The organism is Candidatus Poribacteria bacterium (assembly GCA_026706025.1).
Taxonomy (GTDB): Bacteria; Poribacteria; WGA-4E; order WGA-4E; family WGA-3G; genus WGA-3G.
On record JAPOZO010000065.1, the window covers coordinates 17,684 to 41,276 of the forward strand.

Consider the following 23,593-nt stretch of genomic DNA (forward strand, 5'->3'; position numbering starts at 1 on the left):
CCAATAAAGGAGCCACACGTTCATGAAAACAAGATTTTTCATTTTAACGCTGTTAATGGTTTCAAACCTCAGTATTCTACCCTGTTTTGCACAATATGCGGCGCACACGCAGTTCAGTCTACCCGAAGGTGCCAAAGCCCGTCTCGGTAAAGGTGAAATAAATGAGATAACGTATTCACCCGATGGTTCGTTGCTTGCCGTGGCGAGTAGTATCGGTATCTGGCTCTATGATGCCGAAACGTACCGAGAGGTCGCACTACTTGCAGGACATACGAGCTCAATCAATAGTGTGTCGTTCAGTCCGGATGGTACTACCATTGCGAGTGGGAGTGATGACGGAAAGATACGTTTGTTGGATGTTGTGACCGGTGCGGTTAAAGACACACTCACAAATCCTATAGATCAGTTTGGCCTCGACGATGTCTTGAGTGTGTTGTTTAGTCCGGATGGTTCGTTGCTTGCCAGTAGGGGTTGGTCTGAAGTGCATTTATGGGATGTTGCGGCAGGTACCCTCAAAGCAACACTCTCAACAGATCCATACCTGATAGCGAGTGTGTCGTTCAGTCCCGATAGTGCGACGCTTGCCAGTGGGAGCCTGGACAACACAGTGCATTTATGGGACGTTGCCACCGGCACCCTCAAAGCAACACTCAGAGAGGATACATTTCTCATCAGCACTGATTGGGCCCGAAGTGTATCGTTCAGTCCCGATGGCATCACTATTGCGAGTGGGAGTGATGATGGAAAGGTACGTCTGTGGGACATTGCCACCGGCACCCTCAAAGACTCACTCACAGGACACACGGGGAGACTTTTGAGTGTGTCGTTCAGTACTGATGGTACGATACTTGCCGGCGGGAGTGGGAAGGGTACGACGTACCTGTGGAATGTTGCGACCGGCACCCTTAAAGACACACTCATAACAGAGGCGGGTGATGTCAGGAGCGTGTCGTTCAGTACTGATGGTAAGACACTGGTCAGTGGTGGGTCTTGGGGAGCAGTGCACTTATGGGATGTTGGGACCGGCATGCTGAAATCCATGATCACAGTAGAGACGGGGGGAGCGTGATTGGTTCGTTCAGTCCGGATAGCAAGACACTTGCCACCGGTGGGCATTGGGGAAGAACGATGCGTTTATGGGATGTTGCGTCCGGCACACTGAAATCCACATTCGTGGCAGAGGCGGGTGGTATCATAAGCCTGGCGTTCAGTCCTGATGGCACCATCGTTGCCAGTGTGAGTTGGAGTGGGACGGTGTTGTTGTGGGATCTCGCACCCGCCGCACCAGAACCGCCACGCCTCGCAGCTGATGTCAACGGTGATAGTCGTGTGAACATCCAAGACCTCGTCGCCGTCGCTGCCGCTTTCGGTGAAACAGGAGAGACCTCCGCCGATGTCAACGGTGATGGTCAGGTCAATATTCAAGACCTCGTCGCCGTCGCCGCAGCATTTGGTGAAACGGCTGCCGGCGCGCCCTCTGCATCTCATCTTTCTGCGGAGACCGTGCAACAGTGGCTTTCCGCTGCTAAGCAACTTGGTCTCACCGATACAACCTCACAACGCGGCATCCGTTTCCTTGAGCAGCTCCTGTTAGTGTTGACACCACAAGAGACAGCACTCTTAGCGAACTACCCGAACCCGTTTAACCCAGAGACATGGATACCCTACCAATTGGCAAACCCAGCAGATGTCACGCTTCGCATCTACACTATAGACGGAAGTTTGGTACGCATGCTATCATTAGGGCATAAAGCAGTAGGCATCTATCAGTCCCGTAATCGTGCCGCCTATTGGGATGGCAAAAACGAGGTAGGCGAACCCGTCGCAAGCGGTGTCTATTTCTACACCTTAACCGCGGGCGAGTTCAACGCAACGCGTAAAATGTTGATACGAAAGTAGGCGAGTACGCAGTTAACAGTTATCAGTTGTCAGTTACAAGAGATTTTTGATAATTCCAACGCTCCTTTCTGATAACTGAAAGATTTTTTTCGGAGAAAAAAAATCGTCCTGATGACTGATAACTATTAAAACTGATAACTACTCTAACAAAGGAACATATTCTATGAATCTCTCTAAGTCAATCCAAATAAGTTTGGTCATCCTGATAGTTCTCCAGATCGCCATCTTTAGCGGTTGTGATCAGTATAAAGAACTCACCAATGATCCGCCTGAAATAACCAACCTCACTGTCCCCGTGGAGGTTGAATACGGCGAAACCGTTCAACTCCGAATCAGGGCTTTTGATGCGGATGACGACGATCTAACCTATATATGGGATGTCTCCGAAGGCACATTGGTTAGTGACACGGGATCCGAAGTTCAGTGGACTGCCCCAGAGTCAGACGAAGAGATGGTGCCCTCGAAAGTCGTAACCGTTAACGTTTATGTCCGAGACGGTAGCGAGAAAGATGCCTCTAAAACGGCAACGATCCTCGTCTACTCCAAACCTTACAGAATCGCCGAGGTGCTCAGCGGCACCTATAGGCTCGTTTCCAAAAGTGTTCACGGCGACCCCGTTCAAGTAGCGGGCACCCTGCGCCTCACGCCCACAACGTTCACACAGGAGTTCCAAGAGGTTTTAGAAGGCGAAGCACAATCTCTGAAACAGTTCGTCACCGGTTCCTACAAACTCGTCAGACCGTTCAACCAAAGCAGTGGGACGATCCACTGGTTCACGCATGGAAACCCTAGGCCTTCCGTAATTACATATACTTGGGATGGACGATTCTTGGCTTTAGTTTTTCGCGCAGATGCCACGCAGTATATCTATAATCGTGGAGGCGCGGTCCCCGAAGTTGTCGAAACCGATGATGTGGAGCCAGAACCGATTGCTCCCGAACCCATTGAAGAAGATGTCGAACCAGAACCGATTGCTCCCGAACCGGAGCCGATTGCTCCCGAACCCGTTGAAGAACTGGAGGAGCTTAACCCAGATCCGATTAATACCGATGGCAAACCCGTTACAATAACCGATGCAACCTTCAATGCCAACGTGTTGAACGCTGAATTACCTGTTGTGCTTGAATTTGAAGCCGATTGGTGTCCGTTCTGCAGACAGATGAAGCCGGTCGTTGAGTCAGTCGCATTAGAACACCGGAACACTTTCATCATTGGGAAGTTGGATATCGACGAAAACCGTCAGACGACGGGGAAATATAAAGTCAATGGGATTCCGACGTATCTTGTATTCCGAGATGGCGCAGTAGCCGCGAGATTCGCAGGGGCAATGCCAAAAGCTATATTTGAGCAGAAAATCTTTGATGCCCTAAAATAGCGGTGCCCGTGGACACAAGCAAAGAGGAGTTCCAATGAAAATCACACGCTTTTCAATTTTAACGCTCATATTTATGGTATTTGCGCTTGTGCCGAATAGTTTCGGGCAAGCCTATACGCAATGGGATTTACCTGAAGGGGCCAAAGCTAGATTCGGCAAAGGCAATATAGAGGCTCTAACCTATTCTCCAGATGGCAGGCGATTGGCAGTAGCCGGTTCCGCCGGGATTTGGATATATGACACACAAACAGGAATAGAGATTGACCGGCTCACTACGGATACATCCGATCTTGATTGGATTAAGAGTGTCGCGTATTCTCCAGATGGCGGTACACTGGCAAGTAGCACATCCCATAAAGTGTATTTGTGGGATACTGGCACAGGACTAGCCAAAGGTGAGGTTGTAGGGCCGCTTATAAGAGGTGTTGATCCTGAGGTTAGCGTTAGGTATTCTCCCGATGGGGGTATACTCGCAAGTGCGGGTTATGGCAACTATACCGTGCGGCTGTGGAATACCGTCACAGGCGAACATCTTGAACCCCTACGAGGTCATACAGAGGTTATCAACAGCATTGCCTTCAGTCCGGATGGTAGGATGCTCGCAAGTGGGAGTAGCGACAAGACCGTGCGGTTGTGGGATGTTGAATCTGGTACGCACAAGGCAACCCTTGCAGGGCATACGGAGGCTATCTACAGTGTGAGTTTCAGTCCGGATGGTACCATTCTCGCAAGTGGAGGTCGGGATGGGAAGATACGGTTATGGAATGTTGTCACCGGCGAACTTAAAGCCACACTTGGACGGACTTGGTTTTGGGGTAACCTCAGTTTCAGTCCGGATGGCACTACCCTCGCAAATGGAAGTATAGATGGAAACATACGATTGTGGGATGTTGTCACCAGCGAACTTAAAGCCACACTTAAAGGGCATTCAAGCGGGATAGGGGTGATTGTTACATTTAGTCCAGATGGCACCACTCTCACAAGTGGCAGTTGGGATGGAAAGATACGCTTATGGAATGCGACTACCGGTCAACTTAAAGCTACGCTTGGAGGACATACGAACCAAGTCACTAAGGTTGTGTATTCTCCGGATGGCAGCACGCTGGCGATTGGGCATTGGGGTCCCAATGATATAGAGTTGTGGGATGTTGCCACAGGACAGCGCAAAGCTGCATTGGCTACTCATTCTAATGCAGGGGACACCCTTGCTTATTCTCCAGATGGTCGTACATTGGCGATTGGGAATGACACTACCGTGGAGTTGTGGGATACTTTCACAGGACAGAAGAAGGCGGGACTTGCTGGACATAAGAAGGAAGTCTGGAGCATCGCATATTCGCCAGATGGTGGGATGCTTGCCAGTGGGGGCGTGGATGGCACCGTGCGGTTGTGGGATGCAAAGTCTGGCGCACATAAACATACCCTTATAGAGCAGGCAGGATGGGTCAGTAGTGTTGGTTTCAGTCCGGATAGTAGGATGCTTGCAAGTGCTGATTATACGGACGACACCGTGCGGTTGTGGGATGTAGACACGGGTAGACTTCTTAAAACTTTCATGGGGCACCTGGATGGTGTTAGTGGGATTACCTTCAGTCCGGACGGGAAGACACTCGCGGTCGAAGATCCGCGTAAGAGGCTTTTTGATTCTAAAATCGTGCTATGGGATGTCGCGAGTGAGCAACGCAAAGCCACAATTCCACTCACAAATGGCTGCTATTACTCTGGTGTTGCCTTCAGTCCGGATGGAAGTATACTGGCAAGTGGAAATCATGCGGAACTGCTATTGTGGGATATTGCCATAGGTGAACAACGGCAAGTTCTTTATGGGCATGCCTATCCGATTTCTAGTCTTGCCTTTGGTCCCAATGGCAGCACACTCGCCAGTGGGAGTGGTGATGGCACTGTGCTTCTGTGGGATGTTACGCCCTTCGTCCCAGAATATGATCAACTGGATACAGACATTCGACAGACACAACCCGATACAGTTATCCAACAGTACGAGCGTGAGCAAGTGCGCTTAATCTATTTCCGTCCAAGCGATCGACCCTCCCGTCAAGGGATTGACACAGAATTAGACACTTTAATAAGATGGTCACAGTACTTCTTCGCCGAACAGATGCAAGACTACGGCAGAAAAACCTTTGCCTTTGAAACCGATGCTACCGGTCACGCGAAGGTTCATCATGTTACCGGAAAATTTACCGATACATATTATCACGGTGATACCTACGACAAAGTGGTGAAAGAGGTTGCTGAGCGATTTGATACCTCAAGGGATGTCTTTTTGATTGCCGTAGATGTTAGTAGCGAATTCATTAACAATGAAGGCACTTGTGGGATAGGTGGCGGCGGTTGGAAATCGTATGACAGCGAACGCTGGCGACGGGATTTTGGCGGGACAGCCGTCATCCCTGCCTCCGGGGTCTGCATTAATCCGAGTATTACTGCACATGAACTCGGACACGTCTTCGGATTGGAACACGATTTCCGAGATGACGCATATCTCATGGCTTACGGCACGCAAGAACGCTTATCGCACTGTGCCGCTGAATGGTTGGATGCACACCGGTTCTTCAACAACGATCCAACCACAGTCAATGAAACCACAACCATCGCTATGCATCCCGCTCAGGTATCCAATCCAGGGACCCGTCGCCTCCAGTTTGAATTGACCGACACCGATGGCCTCCATCAGGCACAGTTGATTGTTCCGGCAGCTGCCACCGACCCCGCCCAAGGCACTAAATTACATAGCTGCAAGTCCCTGAATGACAAAAATCAGACGGTCGCGTTTCTCACGACCGACGCAACTGTTCCGGCTGATAGCGAGGTAACGCTTCAAGTTATTGATGGCACTGGAAATATTACAAGGCAGGCATTTTCGCTGAAGGGAGGGGGTATTACATCGAAAGGAGAGGATATTACATCGAATCGGGCTCCGGTAGCCGTCGGTACAATTCCTGAACAAAATTTGACAGTCGGCGGCAATGCTGTGACGCTCAGTATATCGCCTTATTTCAGCGATCCAGACGGTGATGTTTTAAGTTATAAGGCGCAATCAAATAATACAAGAGTCGTGGGGGTGCGTTTGTTTGGAACTCAGATAACAATCGGACCGAGAACGGTCGGCAGCACGAGCGTGGCGGTGACAGCGAGTGATGGCAAATCGCTTGTCACGCAGCGTATTTCGGTTCATGTTAGAGATGCGCTGGTCAATGCGGGAACAGACGGTTTTGACGACGCATTTGAGGGCACCGCCTTGCAGAACCCGAATTGGAAGTGGCAGAATGAACCCGCGAATTGGGATGTCGGGAAAACACGAGACGGTTTTCTCCATATCGAGAGCGAAACCAACCGGAATCTCTGGGCATCAGATGCCTCACATTTTCTCTATCAAGAAACCGATGCCGACGCGTTTGATGTTGAAACCCACTTTTTCAGCAGATGGGATACTGCTTCGGGGGTCAATGGATTGGTCGTGAAGAGTCCAGCAGACAATAACTGGGTGACAATAAAATTTTGGTCGCGGGATGCCGGTGCGAAAGGGCAAATCCAGTATCAAACCAGAGGACGCGGTTTAGTCGCGGATCCGGCATGGCGACCTGAATTCGGGGCGACGGAATTGTTTTTACGGCTCCGTAAGCAGGGAGACACTTATACAGGGTGGTATAAGACCCGCGCAGCCGATCCTTGGATAGAGATTGGGGTTGCCAATTTTCCGTTGACACCCCCGCTACAGTTGGGCATCTATGCGGGTGTCGCCGCGGGAACAGGTACTTTAACAGTTGACTATGATTACTTCCGAAGCACGGTTGACACGGGTGTTCTCGCGTCACCAATGCTACAGATCGCTGCAATGGAAACACCGACGGAAACGACGCTACTACCGAACTACCCGAACCCGTTCAACCCTGAGACGTGGATACCGTATCGGTTATCATCTTCATCGGATGTAACAGTGCGTATCTATGCGATAAATGGCAATTTGGTGCGGCGTTTAGCGTTAGGACATCAGGCAATAGGGGTCTATCAATCCCGTAGCCGTGCAGCCTATTGGGACGGCAAAAACGAGGTAGGCGAACCCGTCGCAAGCGGTGTCTATTTCTACACATTAACGGCAGGCGAGTTTGCCGCCACACGAAAAATGTTAATACGAAAGTAGGCGAGTACGCAGCTGTCAGTTACCAGTTACCAGTTACCAGAGAAGAAGAGGTCCCTCTTTTAACTGGTTACTGGCCACTGGACACTGGTGACTGATACACTGATAACTGGTAACTACTCTAACAAAGGAGCATATTAATGAATCTCTTTAAGTCAACTCAAGTGGGTGTGGTACTCCTGTTGGTGCTTCAGATCGCTATCTTCAGCAGTTGCGATCAGTACGAAGAACTCACCAATGACCCACCTGAAATAACCACTTTCATCGTCCCGAATGAAGTTGAATACGGTGAAACCGTCACGTTTAAAGCCAGGGTATTTGATCCCGAAAATAATCCGTTGACGTATACTTGGGATGTAACCGACGGCACTTTGGAAGGCGAAGCCGGACCCCAAGTCGAGTGGACTGCCCCGGAACTGCCACCGGAGGGGATTGTTCCACCGAAAATCGTGACCGTCTATCTCTACGTGCGCGATGGCGGTGAAGAAGATGTCCACAAAGAGGCAACCGTTACCGTCTTCTCCAAGCCCTATAAAATTGCCCAACTCTTCAGCGGCACCTATACGCTGATTTCCAAGCAAATCAAGGGCGACCCGGTTGCAGAGACGAGTACGCTGCGGCTCACACCGACGACATATACACGGGAAATCCAGTCGGATCCCGGAGCGGAGACCCAAAAACCGACGCAGTTCATCACTGGCTCTCATAAATTCGTTGAGCCGTTTAATGAAAGCAGCGGAACGATCCACTGGTTCCCCACGGGAAGCACGACACCCGATGTCAGCACGTATACATGGGACGGCAGGCTGTTTGTCATTTTCTGGCCCGAAACCGATACCAGCCATATTTATGAAAAGTAGGGTTCGTCTTGTAAAGATACATAGGGGGCAATTGTGTTCGGTGGGTGCGGTTTTATGAAGTTTAAGAAAATATTTCGGTAATTTTATATTTCCCCAGGGCCGGTAGGGTTTTTGCTTGGGTGTTTCTGCACGGTTTCCCAACCGCACCGGGCATCGCCAGAAAACTACCGAATTAAATTGTTAATCTTCATTCAACCGCACCTATCTACGAACCGAAAAGGAATTTTCATGAAAACACTATTGAACTATCGAAATCTCGTTGTAGTACTTTTTACCGTTATATTCGCCCTCACTCTTCACGGTGTGAGCGATGCCCTAACCTATACACATATCTATGTAGACGCAGTGAACGGCGTAAACGCGCCCACGGGTAGAGGTTCAGTGGCAAGCCCGTACAAGTCTATTACCTTTGCGTTGTTGATCAGTGAAAGAAATAATCTACCGGATCCGTGGCATGTGCATATCCACCCGGGCAACTACAACGGAGATGCTGCCAAAGGTACCGCCCGTGAAATCTTCCCACTGAAACTCCGCCAAGAGATGATCTTTGAAGGCACCACCACCGCCGAAGAATGTATCATTGACGGACAGCATACCGGCGACGCACTTGTCCCCATTCTCAGTGGCGAGAACACGGAAGGTGTCACGATCCGCAACTTAACAATACAGAATTCTCTGCGCACCAACGGTGTCGGCGGGACCGTCCTGCATGACCCGACCGGTACCAAGGAGACACCAAGTACCTTTGAGAAGTGCATCATCCATAACAATAAAGGCGGCGGCGTGTGGTCTAATATGCCCCTTATCCTCACCGGAAACACCTTCAGCAATAATCATGGTGCCGGTGTGTGGACGAGCAAGTCCACTGCTGCTATGGACAATACCTTCAGTGATAACAGTGGAAGCGGACTTCATATTGAAGGAAATTCTACCGGAGATATTTCTGATAACATCTTTAAAAATAACAGAGAATCCGGTGTCCATGTTAAGGATACATTAAAAGGCAACGTTACGCAAAATACCTTTAGCAATAATAAAAAAGAAGGTATATCTATTGAGGGATACACCACCAGTGAGGGATACATCGGTGATATTACATACAATACCTTTACTGGAAATAAATGGGGGGGATTCGATATCAGGGGCTTTACCGGCAATGTTACCCATAATAGATTTGAGGGTAATTATGGCAACGGTGGTGGCGGCGGGTTTCGAATCATCGGTAATTTCACTGGCGGCAACGTTATCCACAATGTATTTATTAGAAACGAGATAGTAGGCGATGGTGGCGGTGGATTTCTCATTACCGGGAATTTTACCGGCAATGTTACCCATAATACATTTGATGGCAATGTTGACCTTGGTGGCGGGACTTCTCATGGTAGTGGGTTCTGTGTTAAAGAAATTCTTATAGGAGAAATCACTGACAATCATTTTACGAGGAATATAATACGGATCTCCGGCGGTGCTTTTTTTATTAAAGTATTAACTGGAAAGGTCAGCCGTAACATATTTGATAGCAATTCAGCCAAGTGGGGTGGCGGATTTGAATTAGGGAGTGCTACAAATACGGTAGAAGTCGTCAACAATATTTTCTTCAACAACACCTCAAGTGGGACCGGTAATGCAGTTGTCACACGACATGCTACACACTTTATGAACAACTTGTTCATGATTTCCGATGAACTCTCCGAGGGCGTATCTGGTATGCACACGATCTGGGTGAACTCACCCGAATGTCGGTTCCATAACAACATCTTCACCGGTCTGAAAACTGTCATCTATACGGAAGGGACATTTGATCTCCCCATTACGCATAACCTCTTTCACAATGTCAAAGTAGACTTTGTTGAACAAGCCGGAAACAACCTCGGTAACGATCTGCTGTTCTGGGAACTCGTCGCTGTCAATGCCACGGATAACCTTGAAGGCGACCCGCGCCTCGTCGATCCCGTAACGACTCGCGACTTCCACCTACAATCCACGAGTCCTGCTATTGATGCTGGTACGAACGTCTTCGCCCCCGCGGACGATTTCGATGGCGTTATCCGACCCGTCGGTGCCACCGTGGATATTGGACCCTACGAATACGGCGGCACGCCTATCGTAGCGATAGACGATCCGATTGTGCTTGATGATCTTGTGGGTGAGCCCGTTGATGACACACCCCCCGACCCACTTGTTCCCGACGATTCTGTGGGTGAACCCGTTGATGACACACCGCCCGCGGCACCAACGCTGAAACTCTATTGGACAACCGGGGACAAAATCCAACGCGGCGATTTGGATGGCTCCAATATTGAGGATGTCATCAATCAAAAAGCCGTGAGTATCGCCTTGGATGCAATGAACGATAGGATATACTGGATACACGCTGAGACCGGTATCTTTCGCGCCAATTTAGATGGGACGAACATTGAACATCTCAGACAAGATAAGATATGGGAAATTTCAGGCGGGCGTATCGCTTTGGATGTGGCAGGCGGTAAGATGTACTGGAGCAACGGTATCACGAACAGCATCTTTCGTGCGAACTTCGATGGAACCAACGCCGAAGAAGTTTTAAAATTACTCGTCGGAACCCCATTGGATATTGCCTTAGATATCGCAAGTAGTAAAATATACTGGACCCAATGGCAAGGGAATGCAAGCATTTCTCGCGCCAACTTAGATGGGACAAACGTTGAGTTACTCATAAACCCCGGCGATAGACGCGGTATTGACTTAGATGTTGTCAGCGGTAAGATGTACTGGACAGATGGATTTGATGGTATAGGTATGTCGAAGCTTGACGGCTCAAACGTCACAAACTTTGATACCGCCGATTTTACAATGGGAGATGTAATCCTAGACCTCCATAACGGCAGAATGTATTGGGTAGATGGTGAGGGGTTTGAACTTCGGCGCGGTAATCTGGATGGATCGCAGCAGCAGACAATCCTTAAATCCCGTATCTCTGATATCGCCTTGTATACCCCTCCCGTAGCATCAGAACCACCAGCCAAAACGTATCCAGCGTGGGATGTCAATAAAGATGGGAAAACGGACATTACCGATCTCGTCATGGTAGCAACGGCACTCGGCACCAACGCAGCTGAAAACCCGCGTCTTGATGTCAATGGGGACGGGTCAGTTAATATCCAAGACCTTATCCTCGTTGCGACACACCTCGGTGAGACAACGGCGGCCGCGGCACCCGTCATTATTGAACTGCCGAAGCACTTCACCCCTGAAACACTTCAGCAGATGTTAAATCTCTTACGGACGCAGAATGACGGATCCCTTGCTTTCCAACGCGCAATTGCGAACTTAGAGCAGCTGCTGTTGGCACTGGCTCCAAAAGAGACGGCCCTCTTAGCGAACTACCCGAACCCATTCAACCCAGAGACGTGGATACCTTATCAGTTGGCAACGCCAGCAGATGTAACGCTACGTATCCATGCGGTAGACGGTACTTTAGTCCGCGCGCTGTCATTAGGGCATAAGGCTATCGGCACCTATCAAACTCGTAGCCGTGCAGCCTATTGGGACGGCAAAAACGAGCTCGGTGAACCCGTCGCAAGCGGTGTGTATTTCTACACGCTCACAGCAAGCGACTTCAACGCCACCCGTAAAATGCTGATACGAAAGTAAACGAGTACGCAGTTAACAGTTGTCAGTTATCAGTACTCGGCAGGCTTCTTCCCTACAGGCGGGGTTTGTAACCCCGCCTCAACTGAAAACCGATAGCCGATTACTGGTAACCAGTTCCCTCTTATCATAGCAATCACAGAAATCGCAAAAATCATAGTTCAGCTGACTATTGATGGCTGATGGCTGAAAACAAAATCCAAGACCTCGTCGCCGTCGCAGCCGCATTCGGTGGAGCTACCGGCATACGATAGATTTTGCATAGAAGTAGGCACGCGCCGGTGCCGTAACCTATCTGCCACGCTTGCATCCTACTTCAAACTATGATATAATAGCAATTACAGTGGAACAGAATGTTCTGCTAATATTAAGGAGCCACTTCATGAAAACATTGTTTAGAACGTGCACTTTACTGATCATTGGTTTAGTTGCAATCTACACTGCTGGCTGCGGTGAAGACGTTGAACAGGAGATGGACCCCGTAGCGTTTGACACAGAGCCCGCCCGCGAAGAGCCTTCTAAACCGGTTAATGAACCCATTGCGGCCGATGGGAAACCTATCACAGTCACCGATGCAACTTTTGAAGACGTTGTGTTGAATGCAGACATGCCGGTCATGCTTGAACTCGGCGCGGAATGGTGAGGCTTCTGCCGGTCGATGAAACCGACCGTTGATGCAGTTGCATCAGAACATCGTGAAAAGTTTATCATCACAAGATTGGATGTCGATAAAAATCGTAAAACAGCGAGAGAATACGGCGGACAGGGGATTCCGGCTTACATTATCTTCCGTGATGGCGAAGTCATAGGAAAATTTGTAGGCGCGATGCCCAAAGCCGCTTTTGTCCAGCGAATCCTTGATATCTTGAAATAGTTTTCAGTTTGCCTCGCAGTGAGAGGACTCGATACTCAGTTAAAGAGCGGTTTGATTAACCAGAGTCTCTCTTAACTGATAACTGAAAACTGGGTACTGAAAACCGCAGAATAAAAATATGGCACAACAAAGCGTAACACTCCAAAAACTTGATGAATACCGGTGGCGTATCCCGAAAAGTTATATGAAAGGCATGCGCGTTGACGGCATCGTCTATGCCAACGAGAAACTCCTTGAACAGGCAAAAAGCGACGAGGCGTTGCAGCAAGTCGCAAACGTCGCGCATCTCCCCGGCATCGTCAAACACTCACTCGCGATGCCCGATTTACACTGGGGATACGGCTTCGTCATCGGCGGTGTTGCTGCCACGGATCCGAAGGCGGATGGTGTCGTCTCTCCCGGTGGCATCGGATACGACATCAATTGTGGGGTCCGGCTCATCCGGACGAACCTTGATGTCGCACAGCTTGATGGAAAACGGAAAGCACTCATCGGCAGGTTGTTCGAGAACGTCCCGTGCGGTGTCGGCTCCAGCGGCGCAATTCGGCTCACCGTCCAAGAAGAACGACGGATGCTCGAAAGAGGCGCGCAGTGGGCAATTGACCGGGAGTACGGACACCCAAACGACCTCAATTTTACCGAAGCGACCGGTTTCCTCCAACAGGCAAACGCCGACGCTGCGAGCCAACGCGCCTTAGAACGTGGTAAAAACCAGCTCGGCACCCTCGGCTCCGGCAACCATTTCCTTGAAGTCCAAACCGTTGACCGTATTTTTTATAGAGAAGCCGCCGATGCGATGGGGTTAAGCGAAGGTAACGTCTGTGTGATGATTCATACCGGTTCACGCGGCTTCGGTTACCAGATCTGCGATGAACACGTCAAGAGTTGGGTCAAAGTTGCCGAAAGATACGGCATCAGACTTCCTGACCGACAACTCGCCTCCGCGCCGATTAACTCACCAGAGGGCCAGGACTATATCACTGCAATGGCGTGTAGTGCCAACTACGCATGGAACAATCGACAGTGTATTATGCACCTCGTCCGCCAGACGTTCATGCAATTTTTTGACACAACAGAAGACGAACTCGGCTTAGAACTCGTCTACGATGTCGCGCATAACATCGGAAAATTTGAGAAACACACCGTTGATGGCAAAGAACGTGAACTCTTTATCCACCGCAAAGGTGCGACGCGCGCGTTCCCAGCAGGGCATCCAGAAATCCCGGAAAAATACCAGAAAGTCGGGCAGCCCGTGCTAATCCCCGGCGATATGGGTACCGCCTCTTACGTGCTTGTCGGCAATCCGGGTGCGATGGCGGAGACGTGGGGCACCACCTGCCACGGTGCCGGTAGAGTCCTCTCACGCCGGAAAGCGATCGCCTTGACAAAGGGACGTTCCATCCAGAAAGATTTGGAAGCACAAGGGATTTTCGTCCGCGCCGAAGGTAGACGGACCCTCCAAGAAGAGGTGCCCGAGGCTTACAAGGATGTTGATGAAGTCGTCCGTGTCGTTGACAAAGCCGGGCTTTCGCGGCGGGTCGCACGCCTCCGTCCTATCGGTGTCGTAAAAGGTTAAACTTTTAAGCAAGTTTGAATATTAAATTAGCACATTTCCCACCAATGTCGGGCGGGGAAACCCTGGGGAAACACCCAAGCAAAAACACCCTACGGGTTCGGGGCCTGCGGAAAAATCGAAAAATTGATACTTTATTGTTTAATATTGCTTAAGGAAGAATTAAAATGAAAAACTTAACACTTATCGTACTCGCATCCGCAAGTATAATCGCAATCCTATCCTTTATCTTGACATCCTGCGGCACCCCAATCGAAGCGCAAGATGTCATAGAACCTTCGACTGTTACTGCTAACGACTTGGCAGCTATCCTTGAGGGGATGCCGCTTTCGGATGTTAAAGAGGCGATATTGAAGGTGGATCCTGAGGTTCGGTCGTTAATTGGGGTTCATGCTTTAAATAGTCTACCCAGTGAAACCGCTTTTGATACAGGCAAATTGTTAAAGGGTAAGGTCCGGGAGGGGGCATCCTCAATATCGCTTGATGAGTTCGTCACGGTATACCTGAATGAAATATCGCAAGTGGATGTTGATGTTCGCGCGTTGATTGGGGTTCGGGCGTTAAACTCTCTGAATGATGTGTCCGATGAATTCGCTTTTGATAAAGGTAAGTTATTAGAGGGTGAGGTTCGGGATGGTGCCGCCTCAGCACTGCTTGATGAACTTGTCAACGCATGCTTGGTGGAAGTCCCACATCTAATATCACCAGACATCACCGATGCGGAGATGGAAGAATTTGTTAACAGTTCATGCTTTACAGATATGCGACGTAAGTTCAGGGATTTGAATCAATTGTACTCTATTATGTTAGAGGAAGTGCTGTCTAAAGAGTACACGCTGCCGCCATTGTAGAAGCGATCTCCGAATCGCGACTTCTTCGATGCTGATCAAAATTGTTTCCGAATTGTTAATATTTTGTAACCTTTTTCGATCTCCTGCCGTTAGTAAAAACAGTGTCTATTTTTTTATGATAGCATGACTCAAAAACGGGCAATACTGGCGCGCTTGTTGTCCAAAATAGACACTTTCCGATTGGCACGGAAATTGCCTATTTTAAATAAACCTCCTTGGATAAGCCGGAAGCATAGTTCCTGAAGGGCGTAGTTTGCAAGCCTATATTGCATACGTTAGGTTAGAATCCCTGAAACCTGAAAACCCTTTGGGAAGTGGCTTCCGGTTCCTTTTTTCTCGCTGTTTATATTACATTCTGTAATTACTTATACACTCAGCATCGGTGCGATTAGGAATGCAGGTCGCATTTGGGGTTTTTGCTTGGGGTTTTTGCTTGGGTGTTTCTGCGGATTTCTTCGCGTACGCCGCAAAACCGCACCTACCGGGAGGTGAAAGTGTGTATTTATTTTTGGAATTTACTATAAGTTCTACCTCTTCATCTAACCTCGCTAACTAAAAACCGAGAACTGAATACCTCTACGCAATACTGAAAAAATGTGTTATATTCTTGGATTATAACGACTATCTCATTTTTTTTAGCAAATTATGCACCTTTTGCCGTTAAAAATAGTCTCTTTAACAATTGGATGATAACGCCATTCCGACGCGCGTGACCTAATGACAGTTTTGAAGCATTGGTCCTAAGATGGCCAATCGGAGGAATACGTATGAGACTAAAGTCGATTTTTTTTATCACACTTTTGATGCTGATATGTGGAACGATGTGTTCGCTTTTTGCCAAAGCACCGACAACGCCGAAAATCCTGTTTACATCCACACGGGACGGCAATCGAGAGATCTACGTGATGAACCCAGATGGTTCTGAACAGGTGAACCTGACACAGCACCGCGCAGAGGATCTTCAGGCTGTTTGGTCCCCGACCGGTGAGGAGATTCTTTTCGTCTCCGATCGCGATGGCATCCGAGACCTCTATCTGATGAATCCAGATGGGTCTAATGTCCGACGCGTCTTCAAAAAATTCGTTTATAGATACTATCCGACGTGGTCACCCGATGGTAAACAGATCGCTTACATGCACAAGGCTCATGACCTTCGCGCATCCATTATCTACATTGCCACCTTAGGTAAACCAAAAGAGGAATCCTTCGTGAATGCTCTGTATCCCGCATGGTCACCAGATAGAACAGAAATTGCTTGTTCAGTGGGTGGTCTTGGTCAAGAGGGCCGACTTGCACTTATCAACATCCGCACAGGGGAACGGGAACATCTTCTGCCTGTGAACGAGAAGGGCGGACAATCCTTTCCATCTTGGTCTGCTGCGGGGGACAAACTTGCCTTTTCTTGGAATAACAATCCGCTGCCGCCGCTTGCAGTTGGTGAACATGTGCCCGACGCATGGCTGGACAAGTTGACAATCTACATTATCAACCGTGATGGCACCGGTCTCCGGCAAATTGTTGATGAAGCGGGGCCTAGGGCAATGGCTCCCACATTATCACCAAATGGAGAAGAAGTCCTTTATACACAGGAAATTAATGAGAATCTACAAATCTTCAAAGTTGATGTGGACAGTGGCGTTCGGACGCAATTAACACGTATTAAGCGGAATTTTGGAGCCGATTGGTTCGATCCGGCGTATACCTTGCCGGTATCGCCCCAACCGGCGTTACTAACCACAACATGGGGAGAACTGAAAATGGAGAATCGCGATGGTAGAAAATGATGTTCAATTAATTTACAGAACTTTAGCTGGTGATGAGACGGCGTTCACGGCTTTAGTCCGAAAATACCAAAAGGGCGTTCACGCACTCGCATGGCGGAAAGTTGGCGATTTTCATGTTGCTGAAGAGATTACACAAGATACCTTCCTCCAAGTCCACAAAAAACTTACGACACTCCAAAACCCGAACCAGTTTGCAGGGTGGTTGTATGTAATTACGAATCGGATGTGTATTCGGTGGTTCAAAAATAAAAAACCGACAATGCTATCGCTGGAAAAAATATCCCGCGCAGAAGTAGACAAATCTTCTTATAAACGTTATGTATCAGAGCAACGAGAGACAGAAGCAGCGGAACATCGCTACGAAATGGTTAAGGAATTACTGAAAAAACTACCCGAAAGTGAACGTACCGTCGTAACGCTCCACTATCTCGGCGAGATGACGGCGAAGGAGATTGGCAATTTCTTAGGTGTATCCGCGAACACAATCAAGAGTCGGCTTCAACGCGCCAGAAAACGTTTACGGGCACAAAACGAAGAATCCTTAGTCCGTGAGGTGCTTGGGAGTTTCCAATTACCTACGAACCTAACCGAGAGCATCATGCGGCAAGCCGCCGATCTGAAACTAACACCGCCGCAGGTCGGGAAACCGTTGCTACCGTGGGCGGCTTTTGGCACGGCTGTGCTTTTGATAGTTTTGATGCTCGGTACACATAACCAGTATCTCGCGCGCTTCCAGCAGCCATATAGTTTTGAAGCAGAATCTGAACCGACGGTTGAAATCGTTGACGCGCCTATCACGCTTCATCTGTTTTCCAAACCGGCTGTCCGAAATCAGATTGGGCGTGCTGCTACCGCCACTAAAAACATCGGAACTGGCTTACGAACTTCTGAGGCTGCTGTCGCAACCCCAACAACGGTGGAGTTGCCCACTACATTCTCGACTGCGCCGTGGACACAGATGGGCGGACCGCCAAGCGGAGTCGTGTTTGACATCTTTGAGACTTCTAACAAAACACTCTACCTTAATTCGTCAATAAGTCTCTACAGGTTAACAGCGGATACGACTGTGTGGACACCCGTAAATGTTGATATCTCAATTGAGCAACTCCGTATGCCTATGGCAGAGCATGCAGGCACCCTCTATATCGTCGCTGCCAATGAACTATTGGCTTCAACCGATGATGGCGAGACGTGGAACGCATTAGGTGCACGACCCGAAGGGCACCCTGCTGAACTCATTGTAATAGATGCAGCAGATGGACGCAGCGCACACGAGCGTGTTGCGATGTATCTTGCCTTTTGGGATAACAGTATCTTCCGATCTACCGATGCTGGAAAACGCTGGACACCCGTGAACAACGGATTGACGGGTAGAAAGATTTCCAAACTCGTTGTGATTGAAGGGACGATCTTCACTGGAACAGACAGAGGGCTCTATCGACTCAATGCAGATGTTTGGGAACAGTTGCCGGTGGATACAACCAGAGCCGTACACGACTTGGTGGCTTTTGAAGATACTCTCTATGTCGGAACAGGTCGCAAAGTTGAGGAGCGAGTGCGGCTTGGTCTCTCACAACATGCAGGCAGAATTTTCAAATCAAACGATCTTGGAACATCGTGGACTGAGATAACGCCTAAAGGCGAACGCTACGACTTCGTATCAGCAGCGGGAATAAGCATAGCAGTTGGAAGCAAAACGGTCTTAGCACGCGGTCTCAGGCTATTTCGTTCAACCGATAGCGGGGTGACTTGGACCGATCTTGGATTGGATGTGAATTTCTATGCCTATATAGCACGCGACGAAAATACCTTTTACAAATCCGGAAACTCGGGGGTCTATCGCACGACCGACGGCGGTGAATCGTGGCATCATTTTATGGACGGCATCGTCGGCACCGGAGCACGAGATCTCGTGGTATTCAATAATAGCTTCTATGTACATGCTAACGGCAATATAGTTCAATCTGCTGATGACGGCGAATCTTGGACACTCGTTCCAGTTGATTACGCCGAACGAGCATCTGAACCATTAAAAAGAGAACCATCTAACAGCGACTTTGAGCCTGATTCAAAGTTTGTGAGTGTTGACAACATTTTTTATGGTATTGAGTCCGGCCGAGACAACCTCCGTATCTTTCATTTATCTGGTGATAATACGTTTATCCCTGTTCAAGGCGTACCCGATTTTGGTGGGGGAAATTTGTCTCCTGCGGTGCTAAAAGAGATTGCGGTAGCACAGGGGATGTCCTTTTCTGGTGATCCTGAAAAGGACCGTAAATTGATGAGTGATTTGTCCTTTTATGAAAACTATGGGAGAACAGGCGCGTTTGCAGTCAGCGGTGATACATTCTATGTGGAATACAAGCGAAAACTCTTCAAATGGAAACTGGGCGACTCCGAATGGAAAAATACCGGTTTAATAGATACTGGAAAACGGTCTGATGACGGTTCAAAAAATGGGTTCAAATTAGCGGTCTCAGCGGAAACCGTCTACGTCGGTAAGCGAGACGGTAGGCTATTCCAATCGCTTGATGGCGGAAACAGTTGGCGCGACATTACAACCAGCCTACCCCTGCGTTTTACCCAGTTCAAGGAGATCATCTTTGTCGATTCAACGGCTTACGTCGCGACGGATAGTGGTATTCTCACTTCACAAACCGGCACATACTGGCGTGTCCTGACCGATACCGCGGGCGGGCGTATCGTTATAGACAGGTTCGCCGTGAATGGCACCAGTGTTTATGGTGCTGGTGATGCCGGTGTCTATCGTCTGGATGACCGTAAACAATCAGAACAGATTTATCCAAACGTGCCAGATAGGGTCTTATCTCTCGCTGTTAAGAACGACAAACTTTATATTGTTACCAGACATCACGGGATGTTCCAGATCCCGCTTGCGGAAGCGGGAAATAACTTATCTCGTAAATAGAGAAAATCTAATGAGTTATAGAAGTTTGAAAAAGTTTTCACATATTTTCCTCACCCCGTAGGGGTGTTATGTCTATAGAAAATCCGAATAACCTCAGGCGTAATATTGACTCTGACACCATTAGGAGAACGGGATGAAACGCTTTCTGATAGTATTTTTGCTATGCGTCACGACAGGCATTCCTGCTGAAAAAGAAGTCTGTGAGATCAACAGAAACAGCGTTGTAGAACGTCTCGTCAGTCGGTCGTATCCTTCTGTGTTTGGTGTGTGGGATCATGTTTTCCATAATATCCCACCACCCGGTAACGAATGGGAATGGTCATATTATAAAAAGGTACTATCATACCGAGACCTGGTTTGGCAGAGTAGTTTCCGGAGTCTCAGTTTTGAAAAGATTACACCGGAAGGCCCCAAGTTGGTTGATGGAGAAGTAGAACATGTCTTGTATGAAAAAAGCCAAATACAGGCTCTAAACCCAGACTTTATATTTCTCATACCTATTTACTATTATGGTGCGCGTCCGGAAGAGTATCCAGAGGACTGGCCGTATTGGCTCAGAGATAGGAATGGAAATAGAATTAGAGATGAACCTTGGGCTGAATTGCTTATAGACTACACATATCCCGAAGTGCAAGAACATATGATCGAACAAGCCGTTGCGGTTTCCAAGTGCGGTATCTTCGACGGTATTTTCATGGATCTGTGGAGTGAAAGAGCAGAAGCTGCACCGGGGCCGGGGGGAATAGCACATCTGTATCACGGCAATCGTGTGGAGGCACTTGTTTCACTGGTCAAACGTATCCGTGAAGCCGTCGGCGACGATTTTCTCATTGTTGTCAATACGCGCACTGAGAAAATTCCACGTTCCGCACCGTATGTCAATGGTGCGTTCATGGAAACGTGGGATGCAGCCTATCCTCGCGAAAGGCTTATTGAACTTGAGGAAGCGTTGTCCTGGTATGAAGAAAACCTCAAATACCCGCAAGTCAATTGTTTGGAGGTTGCGATAAATATCAGCGAACCCTGGGACTCTCCAGCTAATCGCCGATTGGCACGCGCCGCCACAACCCTAAGTCTCACACATTCTAACGGCTATATTTTAACTCATAGTAAACCAGAGAACCCCCTGTCCTTCTGGTATCCGTTCTTCGATGCGCCTCTCGGTAGTACTGTCGGCGGTAATGAAACCCAAGGCGTTCTCTACGAGACCCCCAAAGGTGAAGAAATCGAGGGACTCTTCATCCGGGAGTTCACTAACGGATGGGCGGTCTATAACCGGTCCGGCACAGCACAGGAGATTGAACTTCCGCAGGAGGTCTCTGGCTGGTCGAGCGGTGTAAAAGGTAAACGCCGGCATACGTTGGCTGATTTGGATGGCGAGATTTATTTGAAGGCGGAAGCCCCTCCTACGGCGGATGTTAATGGTGATGGGGTGGTGAATATACAGGATTTGGTGATTGTTGCGAACGCGTTAGGTGATTCCACTGGACCCGATCTGAATGGAGATGGCGTTGTCAATATACAGGACTTGGTGATTGTGGCAAATGCTTTTGAATAGAAAACACGAAATAACACAAGTCTATTTAGAAAGAAGATGAAGTTATGAAACATTTCTGTGCTAAATGTGCGTATATCGTGATATTGCAGTTTGTTTTAATCGCTGCTGCGTTAGCGAACACTTTGACGCTCGGTGAAGATGGTGAAATTGTCGCTGAGACGGATCGCTATCAGGTGCGGTTTAGAAATGGTAGCGTCATACACGTGCATAACAAACTCACGAAAGAAACTTATACAGTTTCAGGAAGGCACGATGCAACACTTTCAGGGATGCGTGGGCCCCGGTTCGATGAATCAGAAATAGACCGTGAAGATTACGTGGCACCTGAGTGGGAAATAGGTGGTGCTGATGCCTTGGAAGTTGAAAAGATTTCACCCTTAACAGCGAAACTGACGGCTCGGTGGCATCAGAGCACACTTATTATGTGGGTGGCTATTGATGTGCTCACTGGCGATCTAATAATTAGACAGGAGGGTTTTTCTGATCAAACAGGGATTTCCACTATCGGATGGGGTATCGGAAATTTAGATTATGATCAGGTATCTCCGATTGTGCCAGGGCGCAGCGGGAACATAATGCATGAACAACACACAATGGATTTGTATTGGACGTATCCGGGTTTATGGGAAGCCCCTCTTGCCGTCGTGCAAGGAACATTGGGGGGATGTTTTGTGATGAGTGAGGATGAAACAGATCAATTTCAAGCACTCGGTCATTGGCCAGAGAGAAAAAAGCCAAATCTCTTCGCTATTGCTTTTAACACACACAATTTTCTTCCTTTTGAAGAGCATCAACATATTACTTCCGCGATTTGGAGGTTTAATACATATAGGGGCGATTGGCAGGTGCCTGCGGAAAGGTATCGTCAAGGGATGGTACAACGAAATGCGTCGCGTGTCGCGCGTCCGCCTGCGTGGGTTAAAGATATTCAACTTGTTGTTATGTACTGTTCACTGAATCGTAACTACATTAGAATGTTAGATTTTTTACCACGACAGATCAACCCGCCAAATGTGTTAATTTACTGTCGTGGCGGTTGGAGACAGGAACACTTCGGGGCGTTTGTATCTGAGGCAAAGGCTCGCGGGTTTAGGGTAATGGTCTATGAAGGTTTTCCGTTTGTTGATCAAGACCACCCGCGTTACGCTGAGTGGGAACCCTATTTCTATCGAGATAGCGATGGAAACATACAGGGATGGGAATTCGAGTTGGGAGGCCCCGCTTACATAAATCCTGCAGCTTCAAGTTATAGAGAATATTACGTGCAATTATTGAAAAACGTGCAAGAGACATATAACATTGATGCCTTCCATCTTGACGCTAACGGGCTTATCAGAAATCACGCTAAAATTGATGGATTGACGCCTATTCAAGGAAATATGCTTTTACATGAAGAACTTATTGAAGCGATGCCAGGTATTGTTTTTTCTGGCGAATTTATTCACGCGGTGACAGCTCCGTATGTCGCTTTTTATGGGACCGGGGACAATTTGGATTATGGAGATCCGCACCCGATAACTGATTTCTTATTTTCGCAGTGGTCCCTTGCTTATAGCGGCACCTTCGCATATTTGGGGGACAGATATAAACCACAAGAACTGGAAATATTGAATGCACATATTAAGACGTATAAACAGGTGGCGGTGATTCCGACAATCCGGTATTATTTCGAGCATCATCTGGAAATAGAACAAGCGATTTCTATCCTGCATCGCACCTCTTCAAATGTTGAGTTTTGGGAAGCATTAGAACAGATGGTGAATACGCCTCGTGAGGATTTGAACTTTGATGGTGTTGTGAACATTTTGGACCTTGTGATCGTCGCAAACGCTTTTGGTAGTTCAATAGATTCCGATTTGAAATTTGATTTGAACTTTGATGGTGTTGTGAATATCTTGGACCTTGTGATAGTTACAAACGCTTTGAATTGAAGATGAAGGTCTCGTCAAGAGGGTGCTAACATGGTTTTTAAACCGAAAACAAAACAACAGAACGACAAAAATGGCGTGCTACGATTGTGGCAAATGCGTTTGGGGAAGCGGCACCGGATCTGAATGGTGATGGCATTGTTAATATTCAGGACTTGGTGATGGTTGCAAAT

Annotated in this window: 15 protein-coding genes; 14 read left to right on the plus strand and 1 reads right to left on the minus strand. The window is 48.4% G+C overall.

Annotated features, from left to right (window positions below):
- Window positions 1–22: 22 nt before the first annotated feature.
- From OXH00_17030 to OXH00_17055, 6 genes are all read left to right on the plus strand, one after another.
- Window positions 23–1,069 carry a WD40 repeat domain-containing protein gene (locus OXH00_17030; GenBank protein ID MCY3742720.1) on the plus strand — a complete coding sequence of 349 codons (1,047 nt, stop codon included), beginning with the start codon at window positions 23–25 and terminating at the stop codon, window positions 1,067–1,069.
- Window positions 1,066–1,899 carry a dockerin type I domain-containing protein gene (locus OXH00_17035; GenBank protein ID MCY3742721.1) on the plus strand — a complete coding sequence of 278 codons (834 nt, stop codon included), beginning with the start codon at window positions 1,066–1,068 and terminating at the stop codon, window positions 1,897–1,899. The genes OXH00_17030 and OXH00_17035 overlap by 4 nt, the downstream gene beginning before the upstream one ends.
- A 163-nt stretch (window positions 1,900–2,062) precedes the next feature.
- A complete protein-coding gene (locus OXH00_17040) occupies window positions 2,063–3,274 on the plus strand; it encodes a thioredoxin domain-containing protein (GenBank protein MCY3742722.1) in 1,212 nt (403 codons plus the stop codon).
- A gap of 34 nt (window positions 3,275–3,308) precedes the next feature.
- The gene (locus OXH00_17045; GenBank protein MCY3742723.1) at window positions 3,309–7,436 is read left to right on the plus strand and encodes a T9SS type A sorting domain-containing protein; all 4,128 of its coding nucleotides are present in this window, start codon (window positions 3,309–3,311) and stop codon (window positions 7,434–7,436) included.
- A 137-nt stretch (window positions 7,437–7,573) separates the two neighbouring features.
- The gene (locus OXH00_17050) at window positions 7,574–8,293 is read left to right on the plus strand and encodes a hypothetical protein (GenBank protein ID MCY3742724.1); all 720 of its coding nucleotides are present in this window, start codon (window positions 7,574–7,576) and stop codon (window positions 8,291–8,293) included.
- Between the two features lie 228 nt (window positions 8,294–8,521).
- On the plus strand, window positions 8,522–11,926 hold the full coding sequence (locus OXH00_17055) for a right-handed parallel beta-helix repeat-containing protein (protein MCY3742725.1): 3,405 nt from the start codon (window positions 8,522–8,524) through the stop codon (window positions 11,924–11,926).
- A 158-nt stretch (window positions 11,927–12,084) separates the two neighbouring features.
- Here OXH00_17055 and OXH00_17060 read toward each other — a convergent pair whose 3' ends face one another.
- Window positions 12,085–12,225 (minus strand): hypothetical protein, encoded by a 141-nt coding sequence (locus OXH00_17060; protein MCY3742726.1) that lies wholly within the window; start codon window positions 12,223–12,225, stop codon window positions 12,085–12,087.
- Window positions 12,226–12,305: 80 nt separating this feature from the next.
- Between OXH00_17060 and OXH00_17065 the strand changes: the two genes are divergently transcribed.
- The 8 genes from OXH00_17065 to OXH00_17100 all read left to right on the plus strand — a co-directional run bounded on the left by OXH00_17065 (window position 12,306) and on the right by OXH00_17100 (window position 23,423).
- Window positions 12,306–12,566 carry a hypothetical protein gene (locus OXH00_17065; GenBank protein MCY3742727.1) on the plus strand — a complete coding sequence of 87 codons (261 nt, stop codon included), beginning with the start codon at window positions 12,306–12,308 and terminating at the stop codon, window positions 12,564–12,566.
- Window positions 12,567–12,581: 15 nt separating this feature from the next.
- On the plus strand, window positions 12,582–12,797 hold the full coding sequence (locus tag OXH00_17070) for a thioredoxin domain-containing protein (GenBank protein MCY3742728.1): 216 nt from the start codon (window positions 12,582–12,584) through the stop codon (window positions 12,795–12,797).
- A gap of 118 nt (window positions 12,798–12,915) precedes the next feature.
- On the plus strand, window positions 12,916–14,373 hold the full coding sequence (locus tag OXH00_17075) for an RtcB family protein (protein ID MCY3742729.1): 1,458 nt from the start codon (window positions 12,916–12,918) through the stop codon (window positions 14,371–14,373).
- A 164-nt stretch (window positions 14,374–14,537) separates the two neighbouring features.
- Entirely contained in the window at window positions 14,538–15,221 is a 684-nt protein-coding gene (locus OXH00_17080) for a hypothetical protein (protein MCY3742730.1), read from the plus strand.
- Window positions 15,222–15,988: 767 nt separating this feature from the next.
- Window positions 15,989–17,005: a hypothetical protein gene (locus OXH00_17085; GenBank protein ID MCY3742731.1), complete on the plus strand. Its 1,017-nt coding sequence runs from the start codon at window positions 15,989–15,991 to the stop codon at window positions 17,003–17,005.
- Window positions 16,992–19,934 (plus strand): sigma-70 family RNA polymerase sigma factor, encoded by a 2,943-nt coding sequence (locus tag OXH00_17090; protein MCY3742732.1) that lies wholly within the window; start codon window positions 16,992–16,994, stop codon window positions 19,932–19,934. Before OXH00_17085 ends, OXH00_17090 begins: the two co-directional genes overlap by 14 nt.
- Window positions 19,935–20,067: 133 nt before the next feature.
- Window positions 20,068–21,492, plus strand: a complete 1,425-nt coding sequence (locus OXH00_17095) for a putative glycoside hydrolase (protein ID MCY3742733.1) — start codon at window positions 20,068–20,070, stop codon at window positions 21,490–21,492.
- A gap of 44 nt (window positions 21,493–21,536) precedes the next feature.
- The gene (locus OXH00_17100; protein MCY3742734.1) at window positions 21,537–23,423 is read left to right on the plus strand and encodes a dockerin type I domain-containing protein; all 1,887 of its coding nucleotides are present in this window, start codon (window positions 21,537–21,539) and stop codon (window positions 23,421–23,423) included.
- Window positions 23,424–23,593: the final 170 nt, after the last annotated feature.